The sequence below is a fragment of the Scandinavium sp. genome (genome assembly GCF_051650185.1).
In the GTDB taxonomy this organism is placed as follows: domain Bacteria; phylum Pseudomonadota; class Gammaproteobacteria; order Enterobacterales; family Enterobacteriaceae; genus Scandinavium.
The window spans coordinates 1-12,803 of record NZ_JBOFIN010000076.1; the positions used below are offsets into that span (position 1 = coordinate 1).

Below are 12,803 nucleotides of genomic sequence, written 5' to 3' on the forward strand. Positions count from 1 at the left end.
TGGTTCGACAGTTAAAGCAGTAAGCCGGGGTGACAACCGGCAGCAGTAAGACAGTATTCGGTGGAGCGGTAGTTCAGTCGGTTAGAATACCTGCCTGTCACGCAGGGGGTCGCGGGTTCGAGTCCCGTCCGTTCCGCCACTTATTTAAACGTTAAGCCTGCTTTGTTGCGGGCTTAATCGTAAGCGTGATTTAGGGGCGTAGCTCAGTTGGTAGAGCACCGGTCTCCAAAACCGGGTGTCGCGAGTTCGAGTCTCTCCGCCCCTGCCATATTAAGAATCCTTTGCTTCGGCAAAGGATTTTTTTTCGTCTGTTGCTTACCAGGCTGGCAGGCAATCCCTGCCAGAGTGCGCCACGTCAGGTTATTCCAACACCGTTGTTTTCAGGATCTCGCGAATCTGAACTTGCTTATCGCTGTTTTGCAGCCAGATTGCGTACAGCGGGCGGGAAAGTGTGGCGCTGTCAGAAACAGTATGAAGGCCACCTCTCTCTTTTGCCCAGTTCATGGGTAACCAGGTACATCCCTCTAAAGGTTTGAGCTGTTGGCGAGCCAGTTCAGCCGAGCTGGTTGTGAGTACAGGGATATCGTCTGAAGCAATCAACCCTGCCTCATGTTGTTGAAAATCAGGGCCCCATTCCAGACGAAGATAGTTCAGATCTGCTTTCGTTTGTGAGGGGGCGGCGCAGTAAAGTGCGAGCGTAAAGTGCCCCAAAAGCTGGGTGCTGAATTCATTCATTTTTGGCGATTCAGTCGTAATCAGCAGATCCAGTTGGCGCTCGTGAAGTTGTTTTACTAAAGACTGCCGCTGCGCGATCCTTGCCTCAAACTGAAGTGTTCCATGCAAAGGGTAAAGTCGCCCCAGCCAGCTATTCAGCATGCACTCCCACAGCGATGCACTGGCACCAATAGAAAACTCATTATGCCGTGATGTGCTAGCCACTTCCTTACGGGCCGTTTGCCAGGTGTTCATCAGTGTTTCGGCATAAGGAAGAAGTTTCTCACCTGCCGGCGTTAGTCGGATGTTATTACGATGACGGGTGAATAAATTGACGCCAAGCTGGTTCTCAAGCTGACGAATACGAAAGCTGACAGCCGACTGCGTCAGGTACAAAGCCTCTGCTGCGCGGCCGAAGTGACGAGTACGGCTCACTTCGAGGAAAGTTTTTAGCAATTCCGTATCCACAACCTTCTCCACAAAATTATTTGTCGTGTTGATTTAAATGTTTTGTTTGACGCTCTGTCAAGCGTAACTAATACTCCGCGCCATAAATAGCTCAGCCAAAGAATCAGGAGCGTGTAGGATGGCGGAAAGCTTTACGACGACTAATCGTTTTTTCGACAATAAAAATTATCCGCGTGGATTTTCTCGTCATGGTGATTTCACCATTAAAGAAGCCCAACTGCTGGAGCGTCACGGTTATGCGTTTAATGAGCTGGATCTGGGTAAGCGTGAGCCTGCAACCGATGACGAAAAACAGTTTGTGGCGGTATGCCGCGGTGAACGTGAGCCAGTAACAGAAATTGAGCGTGTGTGGATTAAGTACATGGCACGCATCAAGCGTCCGAAACGTTTTCATACGCTGTCGGGCGGAAAACCGCAGGCTGAAGGTGCAGAAGACTACACCGAAAGCGACGATTAATGAGAAAGGGGCGAAAGCCCCTTTTTTACGCCATCATTTTCTGTAGATGAATAAGCAGCCTCTCGATAGCACGATAGCCAAGCGCCTCCTGAAGGTGTTCTCGTCTGATGTGCTCACTTTCCGCAAGATCAGCGATGGTGCGTGACACCTTAATCAGCCGTTGCCAGGCTCGTATAGAAAGACCCATCTTTGTCAAAGCCTGTTCCAGCCAACTTGCATCTTCGTCCTGTAGTGCACACCTGAGCTTGATTTCGCTACTTTCTAACAAAGCGTTCAGTTTCCCTTGTCGCGTTAACTGTCTGCGTTGAGCCGCAACGACACGTTGTTTGATAAACTGACTGCTTTCCCCTGATTCTGGCGGTTGAGTGAGCAGCCCTGGGGGCGGCAGTGGGATTTCAAGAGACAGATCAAAGCGATCGAGAAAAGGGCCAGAAAGTCTTCCCAGATAGCGCAGAACCTGATCAGGTGAACTGCGATTATGATTGCCCTGGTAGTGCCCGGTGGGGCTAGGATTCATTGCCGCTATCAGTTGAAAGCGGGCGGGATAGGTAATTTTGGCTCGCGTTCGTGAGATGTGAATTTGCCCTGATTCGATCGGTTCACGCAGTGCGTCCAGCACGCGGCGCTCAAATTCGGGCAACTCATCAAGGAACAGAATGCCGTTATGCGCTAAAGATATTTCCCCTGGTGCAGGAATTGAACCTCCACCAACCATTGCTGTTAGTGATGCGCTGTGATGAGGCGAGCGGAATGGCCGCTTACGCCACTGCTCTTGCACATGGCTTGCATTGACCAGGCTGAAGATAGCTGCACTCTCAAGCGCTTCCTGCGTGCTCAGGGAAGGTAATATTCCGGGTAAACGGCTGGCCAACATGGTTTTCCCTGTCCCTGGAGGGCCAACGAGCAGCAGATTGTGTCCGCCAGCAGCGGTAATTTCCAACGCTCTCTTTCCATGTTGTTGCCCCAGCACGTCGCTGATATCCGCTTCCTGAAACTCTTCCGTCTCCGGTTCAGCCTGCGGATGCTCTAACTCGAATCGCCCTTCAAGAAAAGCGCAAACCTCCTGAAGATGGTTGGCAATAAAACAGTCTGTTCCGCCAATCAGCCCAACTTCAGCGGAATTCTCCGCGGGCAGTACAATCTGCCGGCCAGCCTTATGCGACTCCATGGCTGCGGAGATAGCGCCTGTTACCCCACGTAAGGCGCCTGTGAGCGCCAGTTCGCCGATCAGCTCATATTGACTCAACTTATTGGTTTGAAGCTGCTCAGAGGCTGCCAGAAGCGCGATAGCGATAGGCAAATCATATCGCCCGCCCTCTTTTGGCAAATCCGCAGGGGCCAGGTTAATGGTGATTTTCTTTGCCGGGAATTCATAACCGCTGTTGATGATTGCACTTCTGACGCGATCCCGGGCTTCTTTCACTGTGGTTTCCGGCAGCCCGACCATGGTTAAACCGGGGAGTCCGTTACTGAGATGCACTTCTACGGTGATGAGCGGAGCATGTACTCCTAACGCAGCGCGCGTGTAAACAATCGACAATGCCATAGTTGTCTCCTTTCACTGGCAGTATCTCGTATTGCCCGTATTCGGCAATGTGCTCTCGTGCACGATGCGATCCTTTTTCAGGGTATTTTGCGACTTTTGCTGTTTTTTGCCGAAAGTTAGGAGCCAGATCGCAAAACACTTTGGTGGTGCGAGAATGCGTTGCCCGGTGAAAAGTTTTCATCTCGTTTATTTCTTATAAAAAACAATCATTTTTATCGAAATCGTTAGCAGGGTCATGAAGTGAGCCATAAAAAAATCTTGTGTTTGTCTTCGCGTCTGTGGTAACTCTTTAGGTATTCCTTCGAACAAGAAGCCAGAAAGTACAGAAAATGACAGCCCTTCTACGAGTGATTAGCCTGGTCGTGATTAGCGTGGTGGTGATTATTATCCCACCGTGCGGGGCTGCACTTGGACGAGGAAAGGCTTAAGAATCAAGCCTTAACGAACTAAGACCCCCGCACCGAAAGGTCCGGGGGTTTTTTTATGACTAAGAATCAGCAAAGCGGAGCAGAGTATGATGAGTAGCATAAAATTCTGTTTCTCGCGATTAGCGGCGGGGATGTAACTATGAATGGGGCTCAGTGGGTGGTACATGCGTTGCGAGCGCAGGGAGTCGAGACCGTATTCGGCTATCCGGGTGGCGCAATTATGCCGATCTACGATGCGTTGTATGACGGCGGCGTGGAACACCTTCTGTGTCGCCACGAGCAAGGCGCGGCCATGGCTGCGATTGGTTTCGCCCGTGCAACCGGCAAAACCGGGGTCTGCATGGCGACCTCAGGGCCAGGTGCCACCAACCTGATAACCGGTCTTGCTGATGCGTTGCTTGATTCAGTGCCAGTCGTAGCTATCACCGGGCAGGTCGCCTCGCCGTTTATCGGTACCGATGCTTTCCAGGAAGTTGATGTGTTGGGCTTGTCCCTGGCCTGCACAAAGCACAGCTTTCTGGTTCAGTCGCTGGAAGAGCTGCCGCGCGTCATGGCCGAAGCCTTTGAGATAGCCAATTCAGGCCGCCCTGGCCCTGTTCTCGTTGATATCCCGAAAGATATTCAGGTTGCCAGTGCCGATCTGGAACCGCATTTCTCGACCGTCGAAGACGAAAACGACTTCCCGCACGCCGAAGTCGCTCAGGCTCGTCAGATGATCGCTCAGGCCAGTAAGCCAATGCTGTACGTCGGCGGTGGCGTTGGGATGGCGCAAGCCGTTCCGGCATTGCGTGAGTTTATTGCCGTCACGCAGATGCCCGTCACCTGCACGCTGAAAGGGCTCGGCGCGGTAGATGCAGCTTATCCGTATTATCTGGCGATGCTAGGTATGCACGGGACCAAAGCGGCGAATCTCGCCGTGCAGGAGTGTGATTTGCTGATAGCCGTCGGCGCTCGTTTTGACGATCGCGTGACCGGCAAACTGAACACATTTGCTCCTCACGCCAAAGTCATCCACATGGATATCGATCCGGCGGAGCTGAATAAGCTGCGCCAGGCTCATGTCGGTTTGCAGGGGGAGTTGAACGCCCTGTTACCGGCATTGCAACAGGCGCTGGACATCAATGAATGGCGTCAGCACGCAGCAGATTTAAGGGCGGAGCATGAGTGGCGCTACGACCACCCGGGCGAGGCCATTTATGCGCCGCTGTTACTCAAACAGCTCTCCGATCGCAAACCTGCAGACAGCGTAGTCACCACCGACGTCGGCCAGCACCAGATGTGGTCGGCGCAACACATGACCTATACCCGCCCGGAAAATTTCATCACCTCCAGCGGCCTGGGTACGATGGGCTTCGGCCTGCCAGCTGCCGTTGGTGCGCAGGTAGCACGTCCTGAAGACACCGTTATCTGTATCTCCGGTGACGGCTCTTTCATGATGAACGTGCAGGAGCTCGGCACCGTAAAACGCAAGCAGCTGCCGGTGAAAATCGTGCTGCTGGATAACCAGCGCTTAGGCATGGTTCGCCAGTGGCAACAGCTCTTCTTCCAGGAGCGTTACAGCGAAACCACGCTCACCGATAACCCCGATTTTCTCATGCTGGCGAATGCATTCGGCATCCCAGGCCAGCACATCACCCGTAAAGACCAGGTTGAAGCGGCGCTCGACACCATGCTGAACAGCAAAGGGCCTTACCTGCTTCATGTCTCAATCGACGAACTTGAAAACGTCTGGCCACTGGTTCCCCCGGGCGCCAGTAATGCTGAAATGCTGGAGAAATTATCATGATGCAACATCAGGTCGCCGTGCAGGCCCGCTTCAACCCTGAAACCTTAGAACGTGTTTTGCGCGTGGTACGCCATCGTGGTTTCCAGATTTGTGCCATGAATATGGAAACAGGCAGTGACGCGCAGAACATAAATATCGAATTGACCGTTGCCAGTCTTCGCCCAGTCGAATTACTGTTTAGCCAGTTAAGCAAACTGGTGGATGTTGCTCACGTCGACATCCAGCAACGAACAACATCATCACAACAAATCCGCGCTTAAGCGCAAAAGGAAGAACAATGACGACGAAAAAAGCTGATTACATCTGGTTCAACGGTGAGATGGTTCCGTGGGGTGAGGCGAAGGTACACGTGATGTCTCACGCGCTGCACTACGGCACTTCCGTATTCGAAGGCATTCGTTGCTACGATTCTCACAAAGGCCCGGTGGTGTTCCGTCATCGTGAACACATGCAGCGTCTGCATGACTCAGCCAAAATCTACCGTTTCCCGGTCTCTCAGAGCGTTGATGAACTGATGGAAGCCTGCCGCGAAGTTATCCGCAAAAACAGTCTGACCAGCGCTTATATCCGTCCTCTGGTGTTTGTTGGTGATGTTGGTATGGGTGTGAATCCGCCAGCGGGCTACACCACCGACGTTATCATCGCGGCATTCCCGTGGGGCGCATACCTCGGCGCAGAAGCCCTGGATCAGGGCATCGACGCGATGGTCTCTTCCTGGAATCGCGTGGCACCTAACACAATCCCAACGGCCGCAAAAGCCGGCGGTAACTATCTCTCCTCTTTGCTGGTAGGCAGCGAAGCACGTCGTCATGGTTATCAGGAAGGGATTGCGCTGGATGTGAACGGCTACATCTCCGAAGGCGCAGGTGAGAACCTGTTTGAAGTGAAAGATGGCATTCTGTTCACTCCGCCATTCACCTCTTCCGCACTGCCGGGCATCACTCGCGATGCCATCATCAAGCTGGCGAAAGATCTCAACATCGAAGTCCGTGAGCAGGTTCTGTCGCGCGAATCCCTCTACCTGGCTGATGAAGTGTTCATGTCCGGTACCGCGGCAGAAATTACCCCGGTTCGCAGTGTCGATGGCATTCAGGTTGGTGAAGGCCGCTGTGGCCCGGTCACCAAACGCATTCAGCAAGCCTTCTTTGGCCTCTTTACCGGGGAAACCGAAGACAAGTACGGCTGGCTGGATCAGGTTAATCCATAAGCATAAATTCGGGACGGCACGCACCGTCCCGCTAAATAGTCAGACGGGAGTAAACAGAGCATGCCTAAGTACCGTTCCGCCACTACCACCCACGGCCGAAATATGGCGGGTGCCCGCGCGCTGTGGCGCGCCACCGGAATGACCGATGCCGATTTCGGCAAACCGATTATTGCCGTCGTGAACTCGTTTACCCAGTTCGTGCCGGGTCACGTCCATCTGCGCGACCTGGGTAAACTGGTTGCAGAGCAAATTGAAGTCGCAGGCGGCGTTGCAAAAGAGTTCAACACCATTGCCGTTGATGACGGTATCGCAATGGGCCACGGGGGCATGTTGTACTCATTGCCGTCGCGTGAACTGATCGCGGATTCCGTGGAGTACATGGTCAACGCACACTGCGCCGACGCCATGGTGTGTATCTCCAACTGCGACAAAATCACCCCGGGGATGCTGATGGCCTCTCTGCGCCTCAACATTCCGGTGATTTTCGTTTCCGGCGGACCGATGGAAGCCGGGAAAACTAAACTCTCCGATCAAATCATCAAGCTGGATCTGGTTGATGCCATGATTCAGGGCGCTGATCCGAAAGTGTCCGATGAGCAAAGTGAGCAGGTTGAACGCTCTGCGTGCCCGACCTGCGGTTCCTGTTCCGGGATGTTCACCGCCAACTCGATGAACTGCCTGACCGAAGCGCTGGGCCTCTCTCAGCCAGGAAACGGTTCGCTGCTGGCCACCCACTCCGATCGTAAACAGCTGTTCCTCAATGCCGGCACGCGCATCGTTGAGCTGACCAAACGTTACTACGAGCAGGATGATGCCAGCGCACTGCCGCGCAACATCGCCAACAAGTCCGCGTTTGAAAACGCCATGACGCTGGATATCGCGATGGGCGGTTCCACCAACACCGTTCTGCACCTGCTGGCTGCCGCGCAGGAAGCTGAAATCGACTTCACCATGAGCGATATCGACAAGCTTTCCCGCAAAGTGCCGCAACTTTGTAAGGTCGCACCAAGCACGCAGAAATATCACATGGAAGACGTTCACCGCGCGGGTGGCGTGATCGGCATTCTGGGCGAGCTGGATCGTGCCGGGCTGCTGAACCGCGATGTGAAAAACGTGCTGGGTCTGTCACTGCCACAAACGCTCGACCAGTACGACGTAATGCTGACCAAAGACGATGCGGTGAAAAGCATGTTCCGTGCTGGCCCGGCAGGCATTCGCACCACTCAGGCATTCTCGCAGAGCTGCCGCTGGGACTCGCTGGATGACGACCGTGCCGAAGGCTGTATCCGCTCTCTGGAAAATGCCTACAGCAAAGACGGCGGCCTGGCCGTGCTGTACGGTAACTTCGCGGAAAACGGCTGTATCGTTAAAACTGCAGGTGTGGATGACAGCATCCTGAAATTTACCGGTCCGGCGAAAGTGTACGAAAGCCAGGACGATGCCGTTGAAGCCATTCTTGGCGGCAAAGTTGTCGCGGGTGACGTGGTCGTGATTCGTTACGAAGGACCGAAAGGCGGGCCAGGCATGCAGGAAATGCTCTATCCAACCACCTTCCTGAAATCAATGGGCCTCGGTAAAGCCTGTGCGCTGGTCACGGATGGACGTTTCTCTGGCGGCACATCCGGTCTGTCTATCGGCCACGTTTCTCCGGAAGCGGCCAGCGGCGGCAACATTGCCATCATTGAAGACGGCGATCTGATTGAAATTGACATCCCGAACCGCGGCATCCAGCTGAAACTGAACGACCAGGAAATTGCTGCGCGTCGCGAAGCACAGGAAGCCCGTGGTGACAAAGCCTGGACGCCGCGCGATCGTAAACGCGAGGTCTCTTTTGCGCTGCGCGCTTATGCCAGCCTCGCGACCAGTGCCGATAAAGGCGCAGTACGCGACAAATCCAAACTCGGGGGTTAATCATGGCCGAGTCCCAACCGCTATCCGGCGCCCCTGAGGGGGCGGAATATCTCAGGGCAGTCCTGCGCGCGCCGGTCTATGAGGCCGTGCAGGTGACGCCGTTGCAGAAGATGGACAAGCTCTCGTCGCGTCTCGATAACGTGATTCTGGTGAAACGTGAAGACCGTCAGCCTGTGCACAGCTTCAAGCTGCGCGGGGCTTACGCGATGATGGCGGGCCTGACGGAAGAGCAGAAATCCCGTGGGGTGATTACCGCATCCGCAGGCAACCATGCCCAGGGCGTGGCGTTTTCGTCCGCTCGTCTGGGTCTGAAAGCGCTCATCGTGATGCCAGTGGCAACGGCAGATATCAAAGTTGATGCGGTGCGGGGATTCGGCGGTGAAGTGCTGCTGCACGGTGCGAATTTCGATGAGGCGAAAGCCAAAGCGATTGAGTTAGCCCAACAGCAGGGCTTTACCTGGGTGCCCCCGTTCGATCATCCGATGGTGATCGCCGGGCAAGGCACGCTGGCACTGGAATTGCTGCAACAGGATGCGCATCTCGATCGCGTGTTTGTGCCCGTTGGCGGCGGTGGTTTGGCGGCGGGTGTGGCTGTGTTAATCAAACAGCTGATGCCGCAAATCAAAGTGATTGCGGTTGAGGCTGAAGATTCAGCCAGCCTGAAAGCCGCGCTCGATGCAGGCCATCCGGTGGATTTACCGCGCGTAGGCTTGTTTGCTGAAGGCGTGGCGGTGAAACGCATCGGCGATGAGACATTCCGTCTGTGCCAGGAATACCTCGACGATATTATTACCGTGGACAGCGATGCCATCTGCGCGGCGATGAAAGACTTGTTCGAAGACGTGCGTGCAGTGGCTGAACCGTCTGGCGCTCTGGCGCTGGCGGGGATGAAGAAATATATCGCGCAGCACAACATTCGCGGCGAGCGTCTGGCGCATGTGCTGTCCGGCGCTAACGTTAACTTCCACGGTTTGCGTTATGTCTCGGAACGCTGTGAGCTGGGCGAGCAGCGTGAAGCGTTGTTGGCGGTCACCATTCCGGAAGAGAAGGGCAGCTTCCTGAAGTTCTGCCAGCTGCTGGGCGGCCGCTCAGTGACTGAGTTCAACTACCGTTTCGCCGATGCTAAAGACGCCTGTATTTTCGTGGGCGTGCGGATCAGCCGCGGGCTGGAAGAGCGTAAAGAGATCCTCAAGCTGCTGCATGACGGTGGCTACAGCGTGGTCGATCTTTCCGATGATGAAATGGCGAAGCTGCACGTTCGCTATATGGTCGGTGGGCGTCCGTCTAAGCCGTTGCAGGAGCGTCTCTACAGCTTTGAGTTTCCGGAATCACCGGGCGCATTGCTCAAGTTCCTCTACACGCTGGGCACGCACTGGAACATTTCGCTGTTCCACTACCGCAGCCACGGAACCGACTATGGTCGCGTCCTGGCCGCATTTGAACTGGGCGAGCACGAGCCAGATTTCGAAACGCGTCTGAATGAACTGGGCTATGAGTGTCACGACGAGACCCATAACCCGGCGTTCCGCTTCTTCCTCGCGGGTTAATCCGGCAAAAACTGCCCGATGGCGCTGCGCTTATCGGGCCTACACTGTTTGCGGGTTAATTTGCCGGAAGGATATGCCAGAACGCATCAATAAGCGGCTCATGCAGCCGCTTTTTTTGTACGCAAACGCCGAGTTCAAAGGGGGTTTTCTCGTCGCTCCTGTCAAGGATCATGACGCGGTTGCGTACCGGTTCCGGGCTGTTTTCCAGCACGATTTCCGGGATTAACGCCACGCCACAGCCAAGCGCTACCATCGACACCATTGCTTCATGGCCGCCCACCGTTGCATAAATCGAAGGGTTGCTGATTTTATGGCGGCGGAACCACAGCTCGATGCGGCGGCGAACGGGGCCCTGATCGGCCATGATAAAGGGCACCGTCGACCAGTCGGGTTTCTCCTGCGCGACTTGAGTACGCACGGGGCAAGGCAGTGCTGGGCCAATCAGCACCACGGCTAAATTTTCCAGCATTGAAAATGCCACCGCACCGGGCAGCGTTTCAGGTTTCCCGGCAATGGCCAAATCCGCTTCACCTGTCACCACTTTTTCCATCGCGTCAGCAGCATCGCCGGTCGTCAGCTTAATTTCGACAGAAGGGTGTTCGGCACGGAAGCGATCAAGGATGGGGGGCAGGTGGCTGTATGCCGCCGTCACAGAGCAAAACAGGTGCAATTCGCCAGACAACGAAGGGCCTTTCTGATCGATGGTATGGCGCAATTGCTGATACTGCAGTAGCGTTTGCTGGGCGAAGGTGCGGAGCTCTTCGCCTGCCTCGGTCAGCGTCACTGTGCGGTTATCACGAACAAACAGCGCTTGCCCGAGATCTTCTTCCAGCCGCTGAATTTGCCGGGAGAGCGTGGAAGGACTGACGTGCATCGCCCGCGCGCTGCGGCCAAAATGGCGACTCTCCGCCAGATGCAGGAAGGTTTTCAGATCGCGTAAATCCACAGAAAATACTCCACGGTTTTACATTGCATAAATTGCAACGTGATGTTGTGAATATATCAATTTCCGCAATAAATTTCCTGTTGTAATGTGGGTACATTCTCGCAAAACGCGAACCGAACAATAAGACAGTACAACATCACGAGGAATCACCATGGCTAACTACTTCAACACACTGAATCTGCGCCAGCAGCTGGCCCAACTGGGTAAATGTCGCTTCATGGCGCGCGACGAATTCGCCGATGGCGCGAGCTTCCTTCAGGGTAAAAAAGTGGTCATCGTCGGCTGTGGCGCGCAGGGTCTGAACCAGGGCCTGAACATGCGTGATTCCGGTCTGGATATCTCTTATGCGCTGCGTAAAGAAGCGATTGCTGAAAAGCGTGCTTCCTGGCGTAAAGCGACCGAAAACGGCTTCAAAGTAGGGACCTACGAAGAGCTGATCCCTCAGGCTGATCTGGTGGTTAACCTGACGCCGGACAAACAGCACACTGACGTAGTACGTTCCGTTCAGCCGCTGATGAAAGATGGCGCCGCACTGGGTTACTCCCACGGCTTCAACATCGTGGAAGTGGGCGAGCAAATTCGTAAAGACATCACCGTCGTGATGGTGGCGCCGAAGTGCCCGGGTACCGAAGTACGTGAAGAATATAAGCGTGGTTTCGGTGTGCCTACGCTTATCGCCGTTCACCCGGAAAATGATCCAAAGGGCGAAGGCATGGCCATCGCTAAAGCCTGGGCTGCTGCTACTGGTGGTCACCGTGCAGGCGTGCTGGAATCTTCCTTCGTTGCGGAAGTGAAATCTGACCTGATGGGTGAGCAGACCATTCTGTGCGGTATGCTGCAGGCCGGTTCTCTGCTGTGCTTCGACAAGCTGGTGGCTGAAGGTACTGACCCGGCGTATGCCGAAAAACTGATTCAGTTCGGCTGGGAAACCATCACCGAAGCGCTGAAGCAGGGCGGTATCACTCTGATGATGGACCGCCTGTCTAACCCGGCTAAAGTTCGTGCGTTTGCGCTGTCCGAGCAACTGAAAGAAATCATGGCTCCGCTGTTCCAGAAACACATGGACGACATCATCTCCGGCGAATTCTCTTCCGGCATGATGGCTGACTGGGCTAACGACGATAAGAAACTGCTGACCTGGCGTGAAGAGACCGGTAAAACCGCGTTCGAAACCGCAGCGCAGTTTGAAGGTAAAATCGGCGAGCAGGAGTACTTCGATAAAGGCGTGCTGATGATTGCGATGGTGAAAGCGGGCGTTGAGCTGGCGTTCGAAACCATGGTTGATTCCGGCATCATCGAAGAGTCTGCTTACTACGAATCACTGCACGAGCTGCCGCTGATTGCGAACACCATCGCCCGTAAGCGTCTGTATGAAATGAACGTGGTTATCTCTGATACCGCTGAATACGGTAACTACCTGTTCTCTTACGCTTGCGTACCGCTGCTGAAAGAGTTCATGACCACGCTGCAGACCGGCGACCTGGGCAAAGCCATTGCTGAAGGCGCGGTAGACAACGCTCAGCTGCGCGATGTGAACGAAGCGATTCGCGGTCACGAAATCGAGAAAGTCGGTAAGAAACTGCGTGGCTACATGACTGATATGAAACGTATCGCTGTCGCTGGCTGATAAAAACTGTGTCGGGTGGCGCTAACGCTGACCCGACCTTGTATTATCCCCCACGTGCAGAAAGAGCCGGCCAGTTCTTTCTGCCTGCAGTCCGGACGCCGTACCTGACCTTAGATTCTCAAATCTGTGGCGTAGATAATTCGCGCCGGACTGCACTTCTCCACAT

11 protein-coding genes and 2 tRNA genes are annotated in these 12,803 nt (G+C 54.6%); 10 read left to right on the forward strand and 3 right to left on the reverse strand.

Annotated features, from left to right (window positions below):
- Positions 1 to 62 precede the first annotated feature (62 nt).
- Positions 63 to 139, forward strand: a tRNA-Asp gene (locus tag ACRCWW_RS09615).
- Positions 140 to 192: 53 nt separating this feature from the next.
- Positions 193 to 268: transfer RNA gene (locus ACRCWW_RS09620), tRNA-Trp, on the forward strand.
- Between the two features lie 92 nt (positions 269 to 360).
- Here ACRCWW_RS09620 and hdfR read toward each other — a convergent pair.
- The gene (hdfR, locus tag ACRCWW_RS09625; RefSeq protein ID WP_438682213.1) at positions 361 to 1,194 is read right to left on the reverse strand and encodes an HTH-type transcriptional regulator HdfR; all 834 of its coding nucleotides are present in this window, start codon (positions 1,192 to 1,194) and stop codon (positions 361 to 363) included.
- 106 nt (positions 1,195 to 1,300) lie between these two features.
- Between hdfR and ACRCWW_RS09630 the strand changes: the two genes are divergently transcribed.
- A complete protein-coding gene (locus ACRCWW_RS09630; protein WP_438682214.1) occupies positions 1,301 to 1,639 on the forward strand; it encodes a DUF413 domain-containing protein in 339 nt (112 codons plus the stop codon).
- Between the two features lie 25 nt (positions 1,640 to 1,664).
- Here the strand turns inward: ACRCWW_RS09630 and ACRCWW_RS09635 are convergent, their stop codons facing one another.
- The gene (locus ACRCWW_RS09635) at positions 1,665 to 3,185 is read right to left on the reverse strand and encodes a YifB family Mg chelatase-like AAA ATPase (RefSeq protein ID WP_438682215.1); all 1,521 of its coding nucleotides are present in this window, start codon (positions 3,183 to 3,185) and stop codon (positions 1,665 to 1,667) included.
- 329 nt (positions 3,186 to 3,514) lie between these two features.
- On the opposite strand from ACRCWW_RS09635, the gene ilvL reads away from it, so the two are divergent.
- The 6 genes from ilvL (at position 3,515) to ilvA (ending at position 10,064) form a co-directional block, all read left to right on the forward strand.
- Positions 3,515 to 3,613, forward strand: coding sequence for an ilv operon leader peptide (ilvL, locus tag ACRCWW_RS09640; RefSeq protein ID WP_001311244.1), 99 nt, complete (start codon positions 3,515 to 3,517; stop codon positions 3,611 to 3,613).
- Positions 3,614 to 3,752: 139 nt separating this feature from the next.
- Positions 3,753 to 5,399, forward strand: a complete 1,647-nt coding sequence (gene ilvG, locus ACRCWW_RS09645) for an acetolactate synthase 2 catalytic subunit (RefSeq protein WP_438682216.1) — start codon at positions 3,753 to 3,755, stop codon at positions 5,397 to 5,399.
- The gene (gene ilvM, locus ACRCWW_RS09650; RefSeq protein WP_438682217.1) at positions 5,396 to 5,659 is read left to right on the forward strand and encodes an acetolactate synthase 2 small subunit; all 264 of its coding nucleotides are present in this window, start codon (positions 5,396 to 5,398) and stop codon (positions 5,657 to 5,659) included. The genes ilvG and ilvM overlap by 4 nt, the downstream gene beginning before the upstream one ends.
- 17 nt (positions 5,660 to 5,676) lie before the next feature.
- Positions 5,677 to 6,606, forward strand: coding sequence for a branched-chain amino acid transaminase (locus ACRCWW_RS09655; RefSeq protein WP_404660215.1), 930 nt, complete (start codon positions 5,677 to 5,679; stop codon positions 6,604 to 6,606).
- 60 nt (positions 6,607 to 6,666) lie between these two features.
- Positions 6,667 to 8,517 carry a dihydroxy-acid dehydratase gene (gene ilvD, locus ACRCWW_RS09660; protein WP_438682218.1) on the forward strand — a complete coding sequence of 617 codons (1,851 nt, stop codon included), beginning with the start codon at positions 6,667 to 6,669 and terminating at the stop codon, positions 8,515 to 8,517.
- Positions 8,518 to 8,519: 2 nt separating this feature from the next.
- Positions 8,520 to 10,064, forward strand: a complete 1,545-nt coding sequence (ilvA, locus tag ACRCWW_RS09665) for a threonine ammonia-lyase, biosynthetic (protein ID WP_438682219.1) — start codon at positions 8,520 to 8,522, stop codon at positions 10,062 to 10,064.
- Positions 10,065 to 10,119: 55 nt separating this feature from the next.
- Here the strand turns inward: ilvA and ilvY are convergent, their stop codons facing one another.
- Positions 10,120 to 11,010, reverse strand: coding sequence for an HTH-type transcriptional activator IlvY (gene ilvY / locus ACRCWW_RS09670; RefSeq protein ID WP_404660212.1), 891 nt, complete (start codon positions 11,008 to 11,010; stop codon positions 10,120 to 10,122).
- Positions 11,011 to 11,161: 151 nt separating this feature from the next.
- Between ilvY and ilvC the strand changes: the two genes are divergently transcribed.
- The gene (gene ilvC / locus ACRCWW_RS09675; RefSeq protein ID WP_438682220.1) at positions 11,162 to 12,637 is read left to right on the forward strand and encodes a ketol-acid reductoisomerase; all 1,476 of its coding nucleotides are present in this window, start codon (positions 11,162 to 11,164) and stop codon (positions 12,635 to 12,637) included.
- Positions 12,638 to 12,803 lie beyond the last annotated feature (166 nt).